15 protein-coding genes and 2 pseudogenes are annotated in these 21,665 nt (G+C 65.9%); 14 read left to right on the plus strand and 3 right to left on the minus strand.

All coding sequences use genetic code 11. The annotated features are described in order from the left end of the window. Window positions 1-42 precede the first annotated feature (42 nt). The 10 genes and pseudogenes from LuPra_RS14495 to LuPra_RS14535 all read left to right on the plus strand — a co-directional run bounded on the left by LuPra_RS14495 (window position 43) and on the right by LuPra_RS14535 (window position 11,475). On the plus strand, window positions 43-810 hold the full coding sequence (locus tag LuPra_RS14495; protein WP_110171411.1) for a FadR/GntR family transcriptional regulator: 768 nt from the start codon (window positions 43-45) through the stop codon (window positions 808-810). A gap of 215 nt (window positions 811-1,025) precedes the next feature. Next, window positions 1,026-1,136, plus strand: a pseudogene (locus tag LuPra_RS34520) (2-deoxy-D-gluconate 3-dehydrogenase); the annotation flags it as partial. A gap of 109 nt (window positions 1,137-1,245) precedes the next feature. Then, window positions 1,246-1,790: pseudogene (locus LuPra_RS34525) on the plus strand (SDR family NAD(P)-dependent oxidoreductase). A 31-nt stretch (window positions 1,791-1,821) separates the two neighbouring features. Then, the gene (locus LuPra_RS14505) at window positions 1,822-3,330 is read left to right on the plus strand and encodes an MFS transporter (RefSeq protein WP_110171412.1); all 1,509 of its coding nucleotides are present in this window, start codon (window positions 1,822-1,824) and stop codon (window positions 3,328-3,330) included. Next, window positions 3,327-3,977, plus strand: a complete 651-nt coding sequence (locus LuPra_RS14510; protein WP_110171413.1) for a bifunctional 4-hydroxy-2-oxoglutarate aldolase/2-dehydro-3-deoxy-phosphogluconate aldolase — start codon at window positions 3,327-3,329, stop codon at window positions 3,975-3,977. The genes LuPra_RS14505 and LuPra_RS14510 overlap by 4 nt, the downstream gene beginning before the upstream one ends. Before the next feature lie 125 nt (window positions 3,978-4,102). Further along, window positions 4,103-5,128: a sugar kinase gene (locus LuPra_RS14515; protein ID WP_110171414.1), complete on the plus strand. Its 1,026-nt coding sequence runs from the start codon at window positions 4,103-4,105 to the stop codon at window positions 5,126-5,128. 151 nt (window positions 5,129-5,279) lie between these two features. Further along, window positions 5,280-6,488, plus strand: coding sequence for a D-mannonate dehydratase ManD (manD, locus tag LuPra_RS14520; RefSeq protein WP_110171415.1), 1,209 nt, complete (start codon window positions 5,280-5,282; stop codon window positions 6,486-6,488). A 258-nt stretch (window positions 6,489-6,746) separates the two neighbouring features. Next, window positions 6,747-7,604: a hydroxypyruvate isomerase family protein gene (locus LuPra_RS14525; RefSeq protein WP_110171416.1), complete on the plus strand. Its 858-nt coding sequence runs from the start codon at window positions 6,747-6,749 to the stop codon at window positions 7,602-7,604. Window positions 7,605-7,906: 302 nt separating this feature from the next. Further along, window positions 7,907-9,994, plus strand: coding sequence for a S9 family peptidase (locus LuPra_RS14530; protein ID WP_418001416.1), 2,088 nt, complete (start codon window positions 7,907-7,909; stop codon window positions 9,992-9,994). 182 nt (window positions 9,995-10,176) lie between these two features. Then, window positions 10,177-11,475 carry an alpha-L-fucosidase gene (locus tag LuPra_RS14535; protein ID WP_110174686.1) on the plus strand — a complete coding sequence of 433 codons (1,299 nt, stop codon included), beginning with the start codon at window positions 10,177-10,179 and terminating at the stop codon, window positions 11,473-11,475. A gap of 126 nt (window positions 11,476-11,601) precedes the next feature. Here LuPra_RS14535 and LuPra_RS14540 read toward each other — a convergent pair whose 3' ends face one another. From LuPra_RS14540 to LuPra_RS14550, 3 genes are all read right to left on the minus strand, one after another. After that, entirely contained in the window at window positions 11,602-11,997 is a 396-nt protein-coding gene (locus LuPra_RS14540) for a c-type cytochrome (protein WP_110171418.1), read from the minus strand. Window positions 11,998-12,143: 146 nt separating this feature from the next. Beyond that, entirely contained in the window at window positions 12,144-13,175 is a 1,032-nt protein-coding gene (locus tag LuPra_RS14545; protein ID WP_234800888.1) for a DUF6807 domain-containing protein, read from the minus strand. 64 nt (window positions 13,176-13,239) lie between these two features. Next, on the minus strand, window positions 13,240-14,586 hold the full coding sequence (locus tag LuPra_RS14550) for a Gfo/Idh/MocA family protein (RefSeq protein WP_110171419.1): 1,347 nt from the start codon (window positions 14,584-14,586) through the stop codon (window positions 13,240-13,242). 699 nt (window positions 14,587-15,285) lie between these two features. Between LuPra_RS14550 and LuPra_RS14555 the strand changes: the two genes are divergently transcribed. The 4 genes from LuPra_RS14555 to LuPra_RS31945 all read left to right on the plus strand — a co-directional run bounded on the left by LuPra_RS14555 (window position 15,286) and on the right by LuPra_RS31945 (window position 21,629). Then, window positions 15,286-18,678, plus strand: coding sequence for a TonB-dependent receptor (locus LuPra_RS14555; protein WP_157899194.1), 3,393 nt, complete (start codon window positions 15,286-15,288; stop codon window positions 18,676-18,678). A 328-nt stretch (window positions 18,679-19,006) separates the two neighbouring features. Continuing rightward, window positions 19,007-19,963, plus strand: a complete 957-nt coding sequence (locus tag LuPra_RS14560; protein ID WP_157899195.1) for a formylglycine-generating enzyme family protein — start codon at window positions 19,007-19,009, stop codon at window positions 19,961-19,963. 123 nt (window positions 19,964-20,086) lie between these two features. Beyond that, on the plus strand, window positions 20,087-21,364 hold the full coding sequence (locus tag LuPra_RS14565) for a Gfo/Idh/MocA family oxidoreductase (protein WP_110171422.1): 1,278 nt from the start codon (window positions 20,087-20,089) through the stop codon (window positions 21,362-21,364). Window positions 21,365-21,398: 34 nt separating this feature from the next. Continuing rightward, entirely contained in the window at window positions 21,399-21,629 is a 231-nt protein-coding gene (locus tag LuPra_RS31945) for a hypothetical protein (protein ID WP_157899196.1), read from the plus strand. The last annotated feature ends 36 nt before the right edge of the window (window positions 21,630-21,665 follow it).

A 21,665-nucleotide genomic window follows, 5' to 3' on the forward strand; every position in this document is an offset into this window, starting at 1 on the left:
GTCGCTGGCAAAGAAACAGTACGTGTCATCCGGGCTACTGGTATGACCAGACACAAGTCAGAGTCCTCCAAGAAACCGTTCGAAGGGGTCGCCGCAGAGCTCGTCGTCGGCCACGTGCGTGAGCTGATCGAGCGCGGTGACCTGCGTCCGGGCGCGCGCCTGCCCGCCGAGCGCGAACTGGCGCTGCGCGTGGGCGTGAGTCGTCCGAGCGTGCGTGCCGGGCTGCGGGCCCTTGCCGCGATGGGTGTGGTGCAGTCGCGTCACGGCGCCGGCACGTTCATCCGCGGCGGCCCGCCCATGCTCGGCAGCGAGCCGCTCAGCTTCCTGGCGGCGCTGCACGGGTTCACACGTGACGAGATGTTCGAGGCCCGGCGGGTCCTGGAGGTCGGGGTCGCGGGGCTGGCCGCCGAGCGTGCGACTGGCGATCAACTGGCGTCGATCTCCGAGGAGATCACGGGCATGTACGCGTCGATGGACGACCCGCAGGCGTTCCTCGTGCACGACATCCGCTTCCACCGCGCCGTTGCCGCCGCGGCGGGCAATCCCATCCTCGCCTCGCTGGTGGAGATGGTCTCCGAAATTTTCTACGAGCACCGCCGGAAGACGGCGGCCCAAGGCAAGGACCTCAAGGAAGCCGCCGACCTGCATCGCGCGATTTACCACGCGCTGCGGACCCACGACGGCGAGCGTGCCCGCCGCACGATGGAGGCGCACCTCTCGCTGGCGCGCGATCGCCAGGCCACCGAAGCCGGTTTCAACAGCGATGAGGCACTCGCCCCCGCCAGCACGCCCGTCGCCGCGGTCAGCTAGGCACCACGTGTCGAGGTCCACGCGCCAGCCGACCGGCCACGCGCTCGTCCCACCGCAGGCGTCGCCGTGGCCGTCGCTCCGACGAGTTCTCCGCGAGATTGACCTCCTTCGCCCTGCCTGATAGAACTTGCACGCCCATCTCACGCTCAGCCGCCGACCGGTCGCACCTCTTGCGGCGTCATCCGGCAGAGTCTGAAAGAGCGACGGACTCATTCATGTTCCAGGGATTCGATCTGAGCGGCCGTGTGGCCGTGGTCATCGGCGGCACGTCGGGCATCGGGCGCGCGATCGCGCGTGGCCTCGCCGAGGCCCGGGCCGACGTCGTCGCCACCGGCCGCAGGCAGGCGTTGGTGGACGAAGCCGGAACGGAGATCGAGGGCATGGGGCGTCGCACCGCTCGCCCTGGCGGTCGACGTCGGCGATCGCGCCTCGCTGGTGGCGCTCCGCGATGGCGTCACCGCCCAGCTCGGTCCGTGCGACATCCTCGTCAACTGCGCGGGACGCACGAAGCGATCGCCGACGCTCGACGTCGACGAGGCGGAGTGGGCAGCCATCCTCGAGACCAACCTGACCGGCACGCTGCGTGCGTGCCAGGTCTTTGCGCCGGCGATGATCGAGCGCAAGTGGGGCCGCATCATCAACATCGCGTCCCTGTCGTCGTCCGTGGCCCTGTACGAGGTGGCGGCCTACGCCGCGAGCAAGGCGGCCGTCGCCTCGCTCACCAAGTCGGTGGCCATCGAGTGGGCGCAAACGGCGTCACGGTCAACGCGATTGCACCGGGGGTCTTCCGGACCGACCTGAACACGCAGTTGCTCGATGGCACCGGGCGCGGCAAGGAGTTCCTGACGCGCACGCCCATGAAGCGCTTCGGCAGCATTCCGGAACTTGCCGGCGCGGGCGTGTTCCTCGCATCGCCGGCCGCCAGCTTCGTGACCGGCGAAGTCCTCGTGGTCGATGGCGGTTTCTCGCCAGCGGCGTGAACCAATAGCTGCATCACGCACGGAGACGCCCATGGCCCTTGCCTCTGCCGCACCCCCTCGAGGCACCACTCTGCCTGCGTCGTCGGACAAACCGACGAGCATCCGCTGGGTCGTCTGTGCGCTGCTGTTCTTCGCCGCGACGATCAACTACATCGACCGCAACGTGCTGGCGGTCCTGAAGGCGCCGCTCACCACCGAGTTCGGGTGGACCAACACCGACTTCGGCTACATCAACTTCTTCTTCCAGGTCGCCTACATGGTCGGCATGCTGGCGTCCGGCTGGCTGATCGACACGATCGGCACGCGGCGCGGCCTGGCAATCGCCATCTGTTTGTGGAGCGTCGCGGCGATGCTGCACGCCGAGGCGCCGATCATCGGCAATGCGGTGCAAGGCGCGTTCGGGGCACTCGGCCTGACCATGGCGGCCTCGGTGGCGGGCTTCGCGTTCTGCCGTGTCCTGCTCGGGCTCGGCGAGGCGGCCATCTTCCCAGGTTCGGTCCGCAGCATCGCCGAATGGTTTCCGCAGCGCGAGCGTGCGTTTGCCACCGGCCTGTTCAACGCCGGCACCAACATCGGCGCACTCGCGACCCCGATCATCGTCCCGATCATCACGCTCCGCTACGGCTGGTACTGGGCCTTCTTCGGCACCGGCACGGTGGGTTTCCTCTGGCTCGCCGTCTGGCTGTGGCAGTACCGCACGCCCCGTACGCATCCTGGCGTCAACCCGGCCGAACTCGCGCTGATCGAGAGCGACCCGCCCGATGGCGCGGTATTCAAGGTCCCCGGCCTGGCCATGGCTGGCATCGTCGCGGCGGTGTGCTTCGTGAGCGGCTTGGTGGCGGCGACGTTCTTCGGTTCGCGCGTGGTCGCCGTCGCCCTGTTCAGCACTGGCCTCATCACCGCTATCGTTCTCAACCCGCGCCGGCAGGTGTGGGCCTACGCGGTCGGCAAGTTCATGACCGACCCGGTGTGGTGGCTGTACCTCACCTGGCTGCCCGACTTCCTGGTCAAGGCCCACCATGTCGACATCCGCAGTGCCATGCTGCCGCTGGCGACGATCTACCTGGTGGCCGACATCGGCAGCGTGCTCGGTGGCTACGTCAGTTCGAAGTTGATCCAGCGTGGCTTCAGCGTCAACGTGGCGCGCAAGCTGACGATGCTGTGCTTTGCCGTCAGCGTGACGCCGATTGTCTTTGCCGCGCAGGTCGACAGCCTGTGGGGCGCCGTGGCGCTCGTCAGCATCGCGGCCTCCGGCCACCAGGCGTGGAGCGCCAACCTCTACACGCTGGTGAGCGACATGTTCCCGCGGCGCGCCGTCGGTAGCGTCATCGGCTTCGGCGCCATGATGGGTGCCTGTGGCGGCGCGATGATGCAGATCGCAGTCGGCGTGTGGCTCGACGCGTCCAACAACAACTACGTGCCGATCTTCATCGCGGCCGGCACGCTGTACCTGATCGCGCTCGTGGTCATCCACCTGTTGGTGCCGAGGATGACACCGGCGAATCTGGAGGTGCCGTTGGCACCGGGAGGAATGGCATGAGTCGGACCGACGTGGTCCGGGCCATCGAGCAGAGCGGCGTCGTCGCCGTGATCCGCCTGAAGGATGCCGGCAAGCTGCGCTCGGTGGTGGACGCGCTGATCGAGGGCGGCGTCACGGCGATGGAAGTCACGATGACGGTGCCCGGTGCGGTGGGGCTGATCGAGCAACTCGCCAAGGACCTGCCGAGCGGGTTCCAGTTGGGCGCCGGTACGGTGCTCGACCCGGAAACGGCACGCCAGGTGATTCTCGCGGGCGCGACCTACCTCGTGTCCCCGGTGCTGAACCTGCCGACGATCGAACTCGCGCACCGCTACGACGTGGCGGTGATGCCGGGCTGTTTCACGCCGACCGAGATCCTCACCGCCTGGCAAGCCGGCGCCGACGTCGTCAAGGTGTTCCCGGCGACGACGCTGGGCCCGGGGTACATCAAGGACGTGAAGGCGCCGCTGCCACAGATCAAGCTGATGCCGACCGGTGGCGTGACGCTTACCAATGCCGGCGAGTGGATCGCGGCTGGGGCGTGCGCGGTGGGCGTCGGCAGCAACCTGGTGGATGCCAGGGCGCTCGCGGCCAACGATTTTGCCGCCATCGCCAACAATGCCCGCACGGTGGTGGCAAGCGTCGCGGCCGCGCGCGCAAAGGCGTGAATGAGGTAGGGCCCGTTCTCCGAACGCGGCCCTCAGACGGCCGGGCTCGGAGAGCCGGCCCTACCAGTTGTGAGGGTGTAGTTCATGCAGGCCGCAGGCCGTAGCCTGCAGCCCGAGAGATTGCAATGAAGACTGTTTGCTTCGGCGAAATCATGCTGCGCCTCAGCCCCCCGGGGTTCGAGCGCTTCCTCCAGAGTCCGCAGTTTGTGGCCACCTTCGGCGGCGGCGAGGCCAACGTCGCGGTCAGCCTCGCCACGTTCGGGTGCGAGAGTCATTACGTGACCCGGTTGCCCGCCAATGCGATCGGCGACTCGGCCGTGAAGTCGCTTCGCGCCGAGGGTGTGCGCACCGAGCACATCGTGCGGGGCGGTGATCGCATCGGCGTCTATTACGCCGAGTCGTCCGCGAGCCAGCGGGCGTCGCAGGTGATCTACGACCGCGCCCGATCGGCTATCGCGGAGATGACGCCCGGGACGGTCGACTGGGCCACGGTGCTGTCGGGCGCGAAGTGGTTCCATTGCACTGGCATCACCCCGGCGCTGGGCGACAACGGCGCGGCGTGCGCGAAGGAAGCCCTCGAGGCGGCCAAGGCCGCGGGTGCGACCGTGAGCATGGACCTGAACTTCCGCAAGAAGCTCTGGACCGAGAAGAAAGCGCAATCGGTGATGCGTCCGCTGATGGCGTCCGTGGACGTTGTCATCGCCAATGAAGAGGACATCCAGTCCGTGCTCGGCTTCGAGGTGCACGGCACCGACGTCACGACCGGTGCGCTCAATCTTGCGGCGTACAAGGCGACCGCCGCCGAAGTCGCGCGTACATTCGACTGCGCGCTCATTGCCATCACGCTGCGGGAGAGTCACTCGGCCAGCGACAACGGCTGGAGCGCGGTGATCTACGACAAAGCCACCGGTGAGTTCCAACGGAGCCAGCACTACGACGTGCGCCTGGTCGATCGTATCGGCGGCGGCGACAGCTTCGCCGGCGGCCTGATCTACGGCCTCGTCTCCGGCAAGTCGCCCATCGACGCCCTCCGCTTCGCCGTCGCCGCCAGCGCCCTCAAGCAGACCATCCCCGGCGACTTCAACCGCGTCACCGTCGACGAGGTCGAACGGCTCGTGAAGGGCGACGGCAGCGGAAGGGTGCAACGGTGACAGGACGGAGGACGGAGGAGGGAGGACGGAGGAGGTAGGACGGAGGTAGGACGGAGCTCGCGCCATCCTTTTCACCTCGGTCCTCTTCTCCTACCTCGATCCTCCGTCCTCGCTCCTCCGTCCTCGCTCCTCCGTCCTTTTTGGGGTTTTCATGAAAATCGTCGACGCACGCGTGATCGTGACGTGCCCTGGGCGCAACTTCGTCACGTTGAAGATCGTGACCGAGGACGGGGTGTACGGCCTGGGGGACGCGACATTGAACGGGCGCGAGTTGGCCGTGGCGAGCTACCTCACCGACCATGTCGTGCCCCTCCTCATCGGGCGCGACGCGCGGGCCATCGAGGACACCTGGCAGTACCTGTACAAGGGCGCCTACTGGCGCCGCGGTCCGGTCACGATGAGCGCCATCGCGGCCGTGGACACGGCGCTGTGGGACATCAAGGGCAAGGCCGCGAACCTGCCGGTCTACCAGTTGCTCGGCGGCGCCTCCCGCGAGAGCGTGCGGGTGTACGCGCATGCCAACGGGCTCGATGTCGATCAGGCCGTCAAGGCGGTCGCCGTCCAGCTCGACCTTGGGTATACGGCGATCCGTGTGCAGTCGGGCATCCCCGGCTTGAGCAGCACCTACGGCGTGGCCCGTGCCGGCCGGCCGTACGAACCGGCGGAGAAGGGTGGCGTCACCGAGCATCGCTGGAGCACCGAGCCCTACCTGAATTTCGTGCCCCGTTTGTTCGAGCGGATGCGCAGCGAGTTCGGCGACGAGGTCGACCTGCTGCACGACGTGCACCATCGGCTGACCCCGATCGAGGCGGCCCGCGCCGGCAAGCTGCTCGAGCCGTACCACCTCTTCTGGATGGAGGACCCCACGCCCGCCGAGCACCAGGACGCGTTCCGCCTGATTCGCCAGCACACGACGACGCCGATCGCCGTCGGCGAGGTGTTCAACAGCGTCTTCGACTGCCAGCACCTGATCCAGGCCCAGCTGATCGACTACATCCGGGCCACGGTGGTCCACGCCGGCGGGATCTCGCACCTGCGAAAGATTGCGGCGCTGGCCGAACTCCACCAGGTGCGCACCGGGAGTCACGGCGCCACCGATCTCAGCCCGATCTGCATGGCCGCCGCGCTGCACTTCGACCTCAGCGTGCACAACTTCGGGATCCAGGAACACATGCCGCACACGGCCGAGACCGACGCGGTGTTCCCGCACGAGTACGCGTTCGCGTCCGGTGTCATGCATCCCGGTGACGCCCCCGGACTCGGCGTCGAGATCGACGAAGCCCTCGCCGCCCGCTACCCCTACGATCCGGCCTACTTGCCCGTGAACCGCAGGATGGACGGGACGATGCACGACTGGTAACAATTCAGGCAGGCTTCGCTGACATTCAGAATTCAGAATTGAGCGCAGGCCGACCAGCGCCAGGCTCCGCGCAGGGTTCCGGGACGTCGCTGAACCGTGAATGCTGATCGCCAGCAAGACCGAGGAAATGTTCCTGGAGAGTGCACCGGAGCTGGCCCCGCGCTGCATTTGTGAATTCTGAATGTCGGCACAGCGTGCCTGAATTGTTCCTGTCCGGGCCGTCGAGAGTACACTTCCCCCTCAAGGAGACTGTTGCCCATGTCCGACGTCACTCGTCGTGAACTTCTCGGCGCTGCCGCAGTGACGGCCGCCGCCGCCGCGATGCCGGCGCCTGCCGCCGCCCTGGCCCCATCGACGGGCCGCGTCAAGCAGTCGGTCTGCCGCTGGTGCTACAACAAGATTCCGCTGCCCGAGTTCTTCAAGGCGTGCGCCGAGATGGGCCTGGGCGCCGTGGACCTCCTCACAGAGGAGGAGTGGATCATCGGCAAGCGAGACTTCGGACTCGCCTGCTCGACCGGATTCCCGGCGGTGCGCTCGATCCCCGACGGCCTCAACAACACCAAGTTCCACGACGGTATCGTCGCGTCGCTGACCGAGATGATCCCGAAGGCCGCCAAGGCGGGCATCCCCAATGTCATCACCTTCTTCGGTAACCGTCGCGGTCAGGACATCGAGGAAGCGAAGGTCAACAGCGTCGCCTGCCTCAACCGCATCAAGCCGGTTGCCGAAGCCGAAGGCGTGACCGTCATCGTCGAACTGCTCAACAGCAAGGTGAACCACAAGGACTACATCGGCGACAACACGCCGTATGGCGTGGACATCTGCAAGCGTGTCGGCTCGCCGCGGGTGAAGTTGCTCTACGACATCTACCACATGCAGATCATGGAGGGCGACATCCTCCGGACGATGGGCGACAACTGGGACTACATCGCCCACCTGCACACCGGTGGCGTGCCCGGACGCAACGAGCTCGACGAGACGCAGGAACTGCAGTGGAAGACGATCGCCAAGTGGGTGGCCGACAAGGGCTACCAGGGATACTTCGCGCACGAGTTCGTCCCGAAGCGAGACCCGCTCACGTCACTGCGTGAGGCCGTGCAGCTCTGCATCGTGTAGGAAGGTAGGGACGCCTCTCCGAGGCGTCCATCTCCGCCCCTCGACCACGCGATCGATAGGAAGGTAGGGACCGCTCTCCGAGCGGTCCATCTCCTCGAACTCGCGGCTCGAGGCGCGGACATGGACCGCGAGGCACGGACGTGGACCGCTCTCCGATCGGTGCATCTCCGCCCTTCGACCACGCGATCGAGGCGATGGACGCCTCGGAGAGGCGTCCCTACCTTGCCCATGGAGTGCCCCCCATGAACATCCGCTCTCTCCGGCTCGCAGCGACGCTCGCCGTCGCTCATGCCGCACCCTTGATGGCTCAGACACCATTGCCGCCAGTCGCGGCGCAGAAGCCCCACGTCGTGACGTCACCACACGGCGACCGGCAGGACCCGTACTACTGGCTACGCGACGACACGCGCACGTCGCCGGAACTGCTGGAGCATCTGAAGGCGGAGAACGCCTACACCGAGGCCGTCCTCGCGCCCGTGAAGGGGTTGCGGGAGCAACTCTTCGAGGAACTCAAGGGGCGCATCAAGCCTGACGACGAGGCGCCCCCCTGGCGGATGCGCGACTACCTGTACTCGACACGGTTTCTCGCGGGCAAGGACTACGCGGTCAACGTCCGGCGCCCCGCAGCCGGCGGCGCCGAGCAGGTCATGGTCGACCAGAACGCGCTTGCGGCCGGGCACAGCTATTTCTCCCTGGGCCAGTGGGACGTCTCGCTCGACAACGCCCGGCTGGCGTACTCGACCGACACGGTCGGACGCCGCCAGTACGTCATCGAGTTCAAGGACATCGCGACCGGCAAGCTCTATCCGGAGAAGCTGACCGGCACGTCGGGCAACGTCGCGTGGGCTGCCGACAACAAGACGGTCTTCTACGTCGAGATCGACCCGAAGACGCTGCTCACCAAGCGCGTCAAGCGTCATGTCGTCGGGACCGATCCGGCCACGGACGTCCTCGTGTACGAAGAGCCCGACGAGAGCTTCTACATGGGCGTCTCGCGGACGAAGGACGAGGCGTTCCTCTGCATTGGCGTGAGCAGCACGGTGTCGAGCGAGACACGGTGCATCCCTGCCGCGTCGCCCGCCGACCCCTTCAAGGTGCTCGTCGCTCGTGAGCGCGACTTCGAGTACGACGCCGATCACGTCGCCGGCCGCTGGGTGATTCGCACCAACTGGCAGGCCAAGAACTTCCGCGTCGTCCAGGCCACGGAGGCGGCGGTCGGGGACCGCGCGCAGTGGCAGGACGTCGTGCCGCATCGCGCCGACGTGTTCGTGTCCGCCGTCGAGCCGTTCGACAGTTACCTCGTTGTCGGCGAGCGGCGCGACGGGCTGCAGCGGCTGCGGATCCTCGACCAGGCAGGGCAGTCGCGTGACGTCGCCTCGGAAGAAGCTGCCTACGTCATGGGCATCGGGGTCAATCGCGAGGCCGGCACCACCACGCTTCGCTACTCCTACACGTCGCTGACGACGCCGTCGACGATCTACGACCTCGACATGGTGACCGGGGCGCGGACGCTCGTGAAGGAGACGCCGGTGCTCGGCGGCTTCGACAAGACGAAGTACGCCACCGAACGCATCTGGGTCACCGCGCGCGACGGCGCCAGGGTGCCGGTCTCGATCGTCTATCGCACCGACACGAAACGCGACGGCACGGCGCCGCTGTACCAGTTCGCGTACGGGTCCTACGGCATCTCGACCGACCCCAGCTTCAACAGTGCGTGGGTGAGCCTGCTCGACCGCGGCTTCGTGATGGCCATCGCGCACATTCGCGGCGGCCAGGAAATGGGCCGTGCCTGGTACGAGGACGGCAAGCTGCTCAAGAAGATGAACACGTTTGCCGACTTCGTGGACGTCACGAAGGCGCTCGTCGCGCTGAAGTACGGCGCCGCCGACAAGGTGTTCGCCATGGGCGGCAGTGCCGGTGGGCTGCTGATGGGCGCGATCGCGAACCTGGCGCCGGAACTGTATCGCGGCCTGGTCTCGCACGTGCCCTTCGTCGACGTCGTGACGACGATGCTCGACGAGTCGATTCCGCTGACGACCAACGAGTTCGACGAGTGGGGCAATCCCAAGCAGAAGCCGTACTACGACTACATGCTGGCGTATTCGCCTTACGACCAGCTGCACAAGGCGTCCTATCCGGCGATGCTCGTGACGACGGGGCTGTGGGATTCGCAGGTGCAGTACTGGGAGCCGGCCAAGTACGTCGCACGGTTGCGGACGCTCGACTCATCGCCATCACCAGTCTTGCTGCGCGTGAACATGGAAGCCGGTCACGGCGGCCGATCGGGCCGGTTCACCCGCCTCGAGCAAGTGGCGCTGGAGTACGCCTTCATCCTGCAGCAGCTGGGGAAGACGTCGGCCGCCGCGACTTCGTCAGCTTCTGCAAGGTAGGGACGCCTCTCCGAGGCGTCCATCTCTGAGATCGCAGACTCGGGCCCGCGGATGGAGATCGAAACCATGGAGAGCATCGCAGTCATGGACCGCTCGGAGAGCGGTCCCTACCTGACCATGGGTGAACGTTACTCGTCGAGGCTCCCGTGAACATTCGCACGATCCTGCCAGCCATCGTCCTGATGGCGGCTTCTACCGCGCTCGCGCAACCGCCGGAGGGCGACGACATCAACAGGAAATCCACGTATCAGTACACGCCGGCGAAGGAGAACCTCGAGGCGCGCGAGTGGTTCCAGGATGCCCGCTTCGGCCTGTTCATCCACTGGGGCGTCTACAGCGTGCTCGGCGACGGCGAGTGGGTGATGCAGAACCAGGGCATCCCCGCGAAGACGTACGAGAAGCTGCCGGGGTTCTTCAACCCGGTCCGCTACGACGCGGCCGAGTGGGTGCGCATCGCCAGGGCGGCCGGAATGCGCTACATCACCATCACGAGCAAGCACCACGACGGCTTCGCGATGTACGACTCGAAGGCCTCCGACTACGACATCGTCGACCGCACGCCGTACGGCCGCGACGTGATCAAGGCGCTCGTCGAGGAGGCGCGCAAGGAAGGGATCAAGGTCTTCTTCTACCACTCGCAGCTCGACTGGCATCACCCCGACTACTATCCCCGCGGCCGTACCGGTCGTGCATCGGAGCGGCCCGAGTCCGGCGACTTCGACGCCTACCTGCGGTACATGGACACGCAACTCACCGAGTTGCTGACCAACTACGGTCCGATCGGCGGCATCTGGTTCGATGGGCAGTGGGACAAGGCCGACGAGAACTGGCAGCTCGCACGCACGTACCAGTTGATCCACCGCCTGCAACCGGCGGCGCTCGTCGGCAGCAACCATCACCAGTCGCCGTTCCCTGGTGAGGACTTCCAGATGTTCGAGAAGGACCTGCCGGGCGCCAACACCACGGGGTTCAACACGACCGCCATCGGCGCACTGCCGCGCGAGACGTGCGAGACGATCAACGGCGCGTGGGGCTTCAACCTTCAGGACCGGCGTCACAAGAGCACGAAGGAGCTCGTGCAATACCTGGCGCGTGCGGCCGGCGCCGACGCCAACTTCCTGCTCAACGTCGGACCGATGCCCGACGGGCGCATCCAGCCGGAGCACGTCGAGCGGCTCCAGCAGGTGGGGCAGTGGCTGCAGGTGAACGGCGCGTCGATCTACGGCACGCGGCAGGGGCCGATCGCGCCGCGATCGTGGGGCGTGACCACGAAGAAGGGGAGCACCGTTTACGTGCACGTGCTCGACTGGCAGGATGCCGAGATTGCGATCCCGTCGCTTGGCGGCACGCCGCGGCGGGCGACATACCTGAAGGGTGGAGGTGCGGCCCGCTTCACCGTCCAGCCGGACGGCACGGTGCTGATCGCGCTCGATCCGAAGGCGCGCGACGACTACGACACGGTCATTGCGTTTGAAATGTGAGGAGTGAGGTAGGGACGCCTCTCCGAGGCGTCCATCTCTGCCACCGCTGCGCAGCAATCGATGCTTGGGAGCCGCAGTCATGGACCGCTCGGAGAGCGGTCCCTACCCAACCTGTGGAGGATGGATCTACTTGAGTTTCGGATCGAAGCTGCGGACCTTGCGAGCCAGCGCGGCGATCTCGCCTTCGCTGAACTGCGTCTTGAACGGCATCATGGCGGTGCCCTGGATGCCGTTCGAGATGGTGTTGACCACGTCCTTGACCGTCGAACCGTGCAGCCACGCGCCGTCGGCGAAGTTCATGTTCGGGATCGGCGAGTTGCCTTCGAGGGTGTGGCAGACGGCGCACTTGGTCTTGTAGATCTCCTCGGCCGATGCCACCTCCTCGGCTGTCGGCGCCGGACCGCCGGCGGCCTTGGGCGCGGCCTTCTTCTTGGCTGCCTGCGCCATCACCAGCGACCTGCCGGTTCCCGCGATCATCACCAGCGCCACGCACACAGCGCCAACCGTCCGTGCATTCAACATCGTTGTCACTGTCCTCGGATATTAGCCTAGAGCCTACGGCCTACGGCCTACAGCCTACGGCCTACAGGCTACAGGCTACGGGATGCAACTGCCTGCATCGGTTCCGGCACCCGGAACCCGTTACCCGGAACCCGGTTACGTCTTCCCTACGGATTCGACGATGTGGACCCGCCGCTGGTTGACGCCCATGCGGCCGCGTATTTCTGCATGTCGGCGGCCGAGGGATTGCCGTCGATGAACAGGATGCGGTAGCGGAACGTGGCCGGACGGCCTTCGGCGATGGCGAAGTTCAACGTGTCCTTGTTGTTGCTGAGCGCCGCCTGACCGAGCGGATTGGCCGCAAACAGCCCATAGCCGCGCGCGTGCCAATAGGTCGGATAGCCCGGGTTGCCTGGGGCGTCGAGGATGGCGATCGTCACCGGCTTGCCGCCGACCGTCCCACTCAGCTTGGTCCATGCGCCGCGCGTGCCCCACACTTCCTTGCCGACCTTGCCTTCGCTGGTCAGGTACTGGCCGGTGACGCCGCTCATGTCCATGTCGCCCATCTTGGTGACGCGTCCGGCGGCATCCTTGAACTCGCCGCCCTTCTCGGCCGGATCCTCGAGGGCGCGGATCACCCGCAAGCCGAGGGCGCCTTCCTTGTTGTCGGGCAGCTTCACCGTCCCGGTGCCCTTCGCAGCGGCGAGCGTCGTGACCCGGTCGATCATCCGCACGCCGCCGGCCGCCGCCCTGAACGTGAAGGTGGTCGTCTCGTTCAGGCGCGTCTTGCCGTCACCCGAGATCCAGTCGGCCTTCACTTCGAGCACCGCATGATCGCCCTTGCTCTCGGCCTTGACCACCTCACGGTGCTTGACCGATCCCATCTTCGGCTTCTGATCCGGCTTGATCGCGTCGGAGTTGTTCCAGAAGTCGAAGCCGTCCACGTCGCCGTAGTTGAACCACAGGCCGACGTGGTGCGGGTGGTCCTGCCGCTCGTTGGCGAGGGGTGGGAAGCCGCGCGTGACGACGATGCCGCTCGCGGTGGTGATCGGGTACAGGACTGGCTTCTCGAGCGTGTCCGGCCACATGTAGGTCGTGAACGCCTTGCCGTCCACGGTGACCTCGACCTTCTTCTCGGCCGGGACACTTTTGATCGCGACCTTGGGAGACTGCGCGTTCATGCTCGCGGTGGTTGCCATGATCAGGCTGGCCGAGCAAAGCGAGGCCATCGCGCCGAAGCGCGCAGCGCGAAGGCGGATGTGACTAGCGTCGTGCACTGGGAACCCCTTGTCCACCGATCACCACGTCCTGGGTGGCGTCGTCGAATGTGACGCGCTGGCCGGTCTGGATGGCGGCGATGGTCATGCACAGCGCCACCGAGTGACTGTAGCCGGCCTCGACGCTCGCGTTCGGCGGCTTGCGGCTCCGCACGCACTCCATCCAGTTGCGCACGTTGGCCGACGTCGAGTCGTCAGCGCCCGTGTCGGCGGCCGTCGTCGTGGCTGAAGCCTCCGCGATCGACATCGATGGCAGGAGGTTGGCCTTCATGCCCATGGCCTTCGCGTGGTTCTCCTTCATCCCGCCGGTGTCGGTCACGGTGTTCTTGTCCAGATCGAGCATGCCGCCGTTGGAGTAGTAGTACTCCTTCACGTCACCCGCGGCGTTGGTCATGCGCGAGCTGTAGATGACCTGGAAGCCCTTGGTCGTGTCGTCCAGCGGGCCGTAGTCGTAGACGCCGGTGAAGGTGTCCCAATTGCGACGGCCGTCCTTCCACAGGTAGATGCCGCCGTTGGCGACGACACTGCGCGGTCGCGGGTAACCGGTGAACCAGTGCACGGTATCGATCTGGTGGACGAGCCACTGATCGGGAATGCCCGAGGAGTACGGCCAGAACAAGCGGAATTCCAGGTACTTGCGCGGGTCGAACGCTTCCTTCGGACGATTCAGCTGCCACCGCGTCCAGTCGGTGTCCTCCTGCCGCAGCTTGTCGATCAGGCCTGGCCGTCGCCAGCGTCCGGGCTGGTTGACGTTCCACGTCATCTCGACGGCGACGATGTCGCCGAACTTGCCCGACTTCAAATACTCGTAGGCTTGCTGGTAGCTCTTCGTGCTCCGGCGCTGCGTGCCGATCTGCACGATCTTGCCGGTGTCCTTCACCGCCTTGCGGAGGGCGCGAGCGTCCTCCATGGTGTTGGCCATGGGCTTCTCGACGTACGCGTCGCGTCCGGCGCGCACCGCTTCGACCCCGTGCTGCGCGTGCTGGAAGTCGGCCGTCGCGACGATGACCGCGTCCACGTCCTTGCGGGCGTAGAGTTCGTCATTGTTCCGACAGGTGATGGGGGCAGTATTTCCGAGCTTCTGCAATTGCTGGCTGCCGGCCTCGCGGCGCAGGCTCCAGATGTCGGAGACGGCGACCAGTTCGAAGTTGAGCCCGGCGGCGTGCTGCTGGAACGCCGGGATCAGGCTGCCGCGGCACCGGTCGGAGAAGCCGACAATGCCGACGCGGACACGATCGTTGGCGCCAAGGATACGGGCGTAGCTGCGGGCGGGAAGGCTCGCCGCGGCGGCGGTCATGCCGGCTGCGTGCAGGAATTGTCGTCGGTCTGGCATCGGGGACCTCCATCAGGAGCACAAGAGCACAGGAGCACAGGGAATGCGGGAGTCGGGAGTCGGGGTGAACGATTACTAGGGTCGGGCCGGCTCTCCGACCTGTCCGCCGAAGCCTTGGCGGCGGCGGAGCCGGCCATCTCCGCACGTACCTACGCCGCGCGTCCGCACGTGCCTGCGCCGCAGCCGCCCAGGATGACTGGTCGAACCACTCCGGCGTTGTTACACATCTCTTTGCGCTGTGAGAAGTACTACATAGACGTGATTGTGCGCAAGCGGGGATGCAAGAGGTCAACCCACTTGTCCTCGACGGGGTGCCGGAGGGCGCAAGGTGGTTCTTGACCGCACAGAGTGGCTGTGTTAAACCCTTTGAGGTTCTCCTCTCTCCATGCTCTTGCGTCCACGCCGGTTGACGGCTTCGAGCGCGCTGCTGCGCGCCGCCTGGTGCACCGCCCGAGCGATGCAGCGTCGGCGTAGCCATGCAGGTGAGTGGCGAGACAACTAGCGATAGCTAGTACGGACCAGGTAGGGCAGGTTTTCTTTCTGCGACGCGCGGTGGTTGCCCGACGTGCGAAGCAGTTGTGGCCGTCCCAGGCACGGCGCCGCTGGGGCGCAGGGACGGCTGTAGGTGCCAGGCGGGCAGGCTGGGACGCATGTCCCGGCATACGACAAGGAAGGAACGGATTTATGGGGAAGCTCCACGTGAGGAGGAGCCTGCAACGCCTGATGGCGTGTGCAGTGCTGCTGCTCGCCGGTTCGCCGGCGTTCGCGCAGTTCGAACGCAGCCGCGTCGCCGGCACCATCAACGACCAGCAGGGCGGCGTCATGCCGGGCGTGACCGTCACGGCCACTAACCAGGCGACCAACCAGACCGAAGTCAGCGTCACCGACGAATCCGGCTTCTACATCTTCCCGAGCCTTGCGCCGGGGCAATACACGATCAGCGCCGAACTGCAAGGGTTCAAGAAGGCGACGCGCACGGCCGTACAGCTCGACGCGGCCGGTTCCATCACGATGGACCTCACGCTCGAGACCGGTGCCTTGACCGAAGAGGTCACGGTGACGGCCGATGCGGCGTTGCTGCAGACCGACGTGGCGATGCGCAAGACCGTTGAATCCAAGGACATCGAGCAGATGGCGCTCGCCGGGCGCAACCCGATTGGCGTGGCGGGCCTCAAGGCGGGCGTCGCCGGCGGGTCCTTCAACAACTATGGCTTTGACAACCTCGGCAACGGCGGCTTCAACATCAACGGCAGCCGTGACGATGAGAACAACATCACGATCGATGGCGCCACCGCCATTCGCACCCGCGCCTCGGGCAACATCATCGGCATCCAGAACGTGGACGCCGTGCAGGAAGTGCAGGTGCTGACGGCCAACTACATGCCGGAGTACGGGCGTGCCTCGGGCGGCCAGATCCGCTTCGTGACCAAGAGCGGCAGCAATCGCTTCAGCGGCAGCGGGACGTATTCCTACCGCGACGAGTCGCTCCAGGCCAACAGCTGGACGCGCAATCGGAGTACCAACCTCACGGAGAGCAGTGGTCCCGCGCCGTTCGACTTCAAGCAGTACGGATACTCCGGCGGCGGCCCGGTGCTGAAGAACAAGCTGTTCTTCTTCGGTGGCCAGGAGTGGGTGGACTTCTTCCAGGTCTCGACGCGAACCGATACCGTGCCGACGCTGAAGATGCGCCAGGGTGACTTCAGCGAGCTGCTCGATCCGAACAACGGCTACCGCGCCGCGATCGCGATCATCGATCCGCAGACCGGCCAGCCGTTCCCGGGCAACATCATCCCGGCCAACCGGTTGTCACAAGAGGGGCTGGCGTTCCTGAACACGTACCCGACGCCGACCCCCGATTTCCGGCAGGGGGCGAACAACCTGATCCAGACCAGCCCGAACCCGCGCGAACAACGCAAGGACAACATCCGCTTCGACTGGCGGCCGAACGCGAGCAACCAGTTCAACTACCGCTACTCGGGCTACAGCTGGAAGGCCGTGGACGCGTACCGCGGGTCGTTCCCGTTCGTCCGGACCGACTGGGATCGTCCCAACTACACGAACACCGCGAGTTGGACCAGCACCATCAAGAGCAACTGGGTGAACGAGCTCACGTACACGTATTCGCGCGACTACGTCTACATCAACGTGTTCGAAGGTGGCGACTACCTGCGAAGCACACGGGGCATCGACTATCCGTACGTGTTTCCCGATAACAAGGAGATCAACGACAAGCTGCCGACGATCAGCGTGAGCAACTTTGCGGAGATCGACGGCGGCCCCTACCCGGCGTTCTCGACCGGTCCGATCCACACCGTCCAGAACGTGAGCACGATCCTGCGTGGCCGTCACACGTTCAAGGCCGGCATCTCCTTCGAGTACTCCGGTCAGAACGACTTCGACCAGATCAACGTCAGCGCCGTGCCTGGCAGCACGAACAACCAGAACGGCCGCTTCGAGTTCCTCGATGGCCGCGCCGGTGGCACGGGCGTCGGCGTCGCGAACATGGCCCTCGGCCTGTTCTCCAACTACGCCGAACTCGGCGAGCGCAACCTCACCGAATGGCGCTCGCTCGCCACGGATGCCTTCGTCCAGGACTCGTGGCGGCCGAACAGCAAGCTGACGGTCGAAGGCGGATTCCGGTACGTCTACTGGCCGCCCTGGTACTCGAATACCAACAACATCGCGACGTTTGCCGACAAAGCGTACATCGCGGCCAATGCGCCGACCGTGAACCGTGCCACCGGCACGCTGTCGGGTGGCGTGCGCTACAACGGCCTGATGCTCCCCGGCGATGGCTTCGAGGGCGCGGGGAACGACTCGGTGATTGCCAACGATCCGGCCGTGCTGGCGCTCTTCACGGGCCAGCCGCGCGGGTTCTCGGAGACGCACGCCAACGTGTTCGAACCGCGCGGCGGCATCAGCTATCAGCTGAACGAAAAGACCGTCGTGCGCACCAGCGTCGGCATGTTCCACAACCGCGTGACGCTCAACGACTCGACGCTGCTCGGCGGCAACGTGCCGTTCCAGCCGCAGGCGACGATCTCGAATGGCGTCGCGGACAACCCGGCCGGCGTGGGGGTCAACCCGGGCAACCTGCCGATCGGCGCTACTGCGCAGGACCTCGTGTTCAAACACCCGACTTCCTACATGTGGTCGGCGAGCGTGCAGCGCGAAATCCCGATGGGCTTCATCCTCGATGTCAGTTACGTGGGACGTCGAGGCCTGTACCTGCCGCGCGAACGCAACATCAACCAGTTGGCGCCCGGAACCTTGCAGTCCAATCCCGGGGTGAACATCGCCGCGCTGCGCCCGTATGCGGGCTACGGCGCGATCCGTCTTTCCGAGAATGCAGGCCGATCGATTTACAACTCGCTGCAGATCTCCGCGGATCGTCGCTACACGAATGGGTTCAAGTTCGGCTTCGCATACACGCTGGGCAAGTCGGAAGACAATGGCTCCTCCAAGCGCAACGTGCTGTTCAACAGCTACGACGACACGACGTACTGGGGGCCGTCCCAGTTCGATCGGCGCCACGTACTGGCGTTCTACTACATCTACGACCTGCCGTTCTTCCGTGAGCAGGACACGCTCATCAAGAATCTGCTCGGCGGGTGGCAGGTCTCTGGCGCGACGTTCATGCGCAGCGGCATCCCGTTCTCTGTGTACCAGAGAAACCGCGACACGGCGGGCGTTGGCGATCAGGGCTTCGGCCAGCCCTGGAACCTCGTCGGCGATCCGGGCGACATGAACTACCAGCTGTACACGGTGCCGGGGACCGAGGCGTTCAACACGGCCGCCTTCGCTGAGCCGGCCGCCGGCACGTTCGGCAACGCCCCGAGGAACGCGTGGTACAACCCCGGCGAGCAGCAGTGGGATATCGCGCTGTTCAAGAACTTCACGCTTGGCGGCACGCGACGCATCCAGTTGCGCGCAGAGGCCTTCAACTTCATCAACCACCCGAACCTCGGCAACATCGACAACGGGGACCTTCAAGGTCAGAGGCAGGCCGATCCGCTGAGCGGCAACTTCGGCCGCATCACCAGCAAGAACGGTCAGCGCGACCTCCAGCTGAGCGTCCGCTTCCAGTTTTAAGCAGAAGGGAGTCGAGGCGGACGACCGTCCGCCTCGACTCCCTCACGCAGCCTGCAGGCTGCAGGCTGCAGGCTACCTGAGGGGCGGGGCGACGATCGTCGCCTCGCCCTTTTTCCGTTCTCCCGGTCACCGGTTGGCGATACACTCCGGCACAACCATGGTTCCTCCACGTCATCGCTCTCGGCCGCAGAGCGGGGTCCTGCCGGACAAGTGGTCCATGGCGGTCGGGGCACCGGCAGTCTCGATATGCGATCAGGCAGCCGGCAGCCCGCAGGCATTAGGCCGTAGGCTGCGAATATCGTTGGAGTCCGGCAGTTACCTCACCGTCGTGAGTCTTCTGTCGCTCGGCGCCGCCGTGCTCGCGGCGCAGCCGGCGCCCAAGGCCGTTCCTGCGGCTGCCTACACAGAGACCATTCCTGGTAGCAAGGTTTCCTTCGACATGGTCGCCGTCCCCGGCGGCACCTTCACGATGGGGAGTCCCGCGAGTGAGGCGGGCCGCGACGCGGACGAAGGCCCGCAGGTCGAGGTCACGCTGAAGCCGTTCTGGATCGGCAAGACCGAGGTCACCTGGGACGAGTTCGATCAGTTCGCATTCGTCGGCAACACGGGCGCACGCACTGGCGACGGTGGAGCGGGCGACAGTGACGCCGTCAGCAAGCCATCACGAGCCTATGGCGACGAGGCGAAGGGCTACGGCAAGGGCAAGATGCCGGCGCTGGCGATGACGCAGCACGCGGCGATGGAGTACTGCCGATGGCTGTCGCAGGTCACCGGCAAGGCCTATCGCCTGCCGACCGAGGCTGAATGGGAGTACGCCGCCCGTGCTGGCGATACGACGGCGCGTCCTGCCACCCTCGAGGAGCAGGCGTGGCACGCCGGGAACGCGAAGGAGACACCGCACATCGTCGGCACGAAAAAGCCCAACGCGTTCGGCCTGTACGACATGCTCGGCAACGTCGCGGAGTGGACCTTCGATCTCTACGCCGAGAATCGCTACGCGCAATGGGCCCCGAAGGCGACGCAGCCCGTGGCGCTGCCGACCGACAAGCGGTATCCGCACCCGACCCGGGGCGGGTCGTTCATCGAGGCGGCCGACAAGCTCCGTTTCGCGAACCGGCAGGCATCGCACGAGGACTGGAGCCAGCGCGATCCGCAGGTGCCCCAGAGCATCTACTGGCACACCGACGCCGATCACGTCGGCTTCCGTGTGGCCCGTGCGCTCGACGAGCAGGCGAACCTCAAGGGGTTCAAGAGCAAGGTGATCAAGGAGAGTGCGGACAGGTAGTCCGCAAATTGCAGAATTTCATTATTTCAGAATTTCACAGCCACCGGAGCGCTCCGAGGGCTGTCAATGGTAAGGAAATTGTGAAATCTTGAAATTGTGAAATTCCCAGGGTGAGGTGAGGGCATGTCCGAACAATCTGGATCGACACGGCGAGACTTCCTCAAGACGACAACGGCGGCTGCCGTGGGCAGCGGCCTCGCGGGGTGGAGCGTCATCCCGGGGGCTCACGCGCAGGGCAGCGACGAAATCCGCATCGGCCTGATCGGTGCGGGTGGGCGCGGCAGCGGCGCCGTCGCCGACGTGTTCAAGGGGCATGAGACCGGGGTCCGCCTGGTCGCCGTTGGCGACATGTTCAGCGACCGCACGGAGCAGGCGGTCAAGCGGCTGTCGGAGCAGTACGGCGCGCGTGCGGCAGTGAAGCCCGAGCACGTGTTCACGGGCTTCGACGCGTACCAGAAGGTGCTCGCCGTGCCGGACGTGAACTACGTGATCCTCGCGACGCCGCCGGGTTTCCGGCCGACGCATCTCGAGGCCGCGATCGGCGCCGGCAAGAACACCTTCACCGAGAAACCGCTGGCTGTCGATGGCCCCGGCATCCGCAAGGTGATGGCGCTGGCCAAGGAGGCTGACGCCAAGGGCATCAGCATCGTCGGCGGCACGCAGCGCCGGCACCAGCACGGCTACATCGAGACGATGAAGCGCGTGCACGGCGGCGCCATCGGCGACGTCGTCGGCATGCGGGCGTACTGGAACCAGGGGTTCCTCTGGAAGCGCGATCGCCAGCCGGCCTGGAGCGACATGGAGTGGCAGCTGCGCAACTGGCTGTACTTCACGTGGCTTTCGGGCGACCACATCGTCGAGCAGCACATCCACAACATCGACGTGATCAACTGGGTCAAGAAGGGGCCACCGGTGAAGGCCACCGGCATGGGTGGGCGGCAGGTGCGCACCGACAAGGCCTACGGCCACATCTTCGACCACTTCGCGATCGACTACGAGTACCCGGACGGCTCGCACTCGTTGAGCATGTGCCGCCAGATCGACAACTGCGCCAACAGCGTCTCGGAGGCCATCGTCGGCACCAAGGGCAGCGCGCAGCTGGACAAGTACGAGATTACGGGTTCGGCAGCGTGGAAGGGCGAGAAGGATCCGATCAGCCCGTACGTGCAGGAGCACATCGACCTGATCCGCATCATCCGCGCCGGGCAGAAGATCAACGAGTTGCAGACGGTCGCCGAGTCGACGCTGACGGCGATCATGGGCCGGATGTCGGCCTACAGCGGCAAGGCGGTGACGTGGGACGAGGCGCTGAATTCCGCGGAGGCGATCGTGCCCGCAAGCCTGCAGCTCGGACCGATCCCGACGCCGCCCGTGCCGATGCCCGGTCAGGGCACCATCTGAGAAGGACGAGCAATTGGAAATTCCCGATTTCAAATTGCCAGGCACTTCTACCTCCCGGGTCGCGACGCGGACCTCGCGTGCGGCCCGGGCCTGCCTCTTTGTCGCCCTCTCGGCCCTTGCCGTGCCGGCCTGCCAGCACTTCGAGGGCGAGGGCAGCGCCTCGCGCGAGACGGCCCAGGCCCTCGAACGCCGGCCTGCTCCCGCCGCGGTGACGGCGGATGCCCGGCCGCCGCGCGTCGAGCTGAAGCTCGACGCCTACAGTTGATCTCCCGCTGGAGAAAGCCTTCAGTCGGATCACGAG

The sequence above is a fragment of the Luteitalea pratensis genome, assembly GCF_001618865.1.
Lineage (GTDB): Bacteria > Acidobacteriota > Vicinamibacteria > Vicinamibacterales > Vicinamibacteraceae > Luteitalea > Luteitalea pratensis.

Coding starts and splice junctions, on each gene's coding strand:
- LuPra_RS14540 (WP_110171418.1), bottom strand. CDS start 11,997: ATGTTGAATGCACGGACGGTTGGCGCTGTGTGCGTGGCGCTGGTGATG.
- LuPra_RS14505 (WP_110171412.1), top strand. CDS start 1,822: ATGGCCCTTGCCTCTGCCGCACCCCCTCGAGGCACCACTCTGCCTGCG.
- manD (WP_110171415.1), top strand. CDS start 5,280: ATGAAAATCGTCGACGCACGCGTGATCGTGACGTGCCCTGGGCGCAAC.
- LuPra_RS14535 (WP_110174686.1), top strand. CDS start 10,177: ATGGCGGCTTCTACCGCGCTCGCGCAACCGCCGGAGGGCGACGACATC.
- LuPra_RS14530 (WP_418001416.1), top strand. CDS start 7,907: ATGGCTCAGACACCATTGCCGCCAGTCGCGGCGCAGAAGCCCCACGTC.
- LuPra_RS14545 (WP_234800888.1), bottom strand. CDS start 13,175: ATGGCAACCACCGCGAGCATGAACGCGCAGTCTCCCAAGGTCGCGATC.
- LuPra_RS14550 (WP_110171419.1), bottom strand. CDS start 14,586: ATGCCAGACCGACGACAATTCCTGCACGCAGCCGGCATGACCGCCGCC.
- LuPra_RS14565 (WP_110171422.1), top strand. CDS start 20,087: ATGTCCGAACAATCTGGATCGACACGGCGAGACTTCCTCAAGACGACA.
- LuPra_RS14525 (WP_110171416.1), top strand. CDS start 6,747: ATGTCCGACGTCACTCGTCGTGAACTTCTCGGCGCTGCCGCAGTGACG.
- LuPra_RS14495 (WP_110171411.1), top strand. CDS start 43: ATGACCAGACACAAGTCAGAGTCCTCCAAGAAACCGTTCGAAGGGGTC.
- LuPra_RS14510 (WP_110171413.1), top strand. CDS start 3,327: ATGAGTCGGACCGACGTGGTCCGGGCCATCGAGCAGAGCGGCGTCGTC.
- LuPra_RS14515 (WP_110171414.1), top strand. CDS start 4,103: ATGAAGACTGTTTGCTTCGGCGAAATCATGCTGCGCCTCAGCCCCCCG.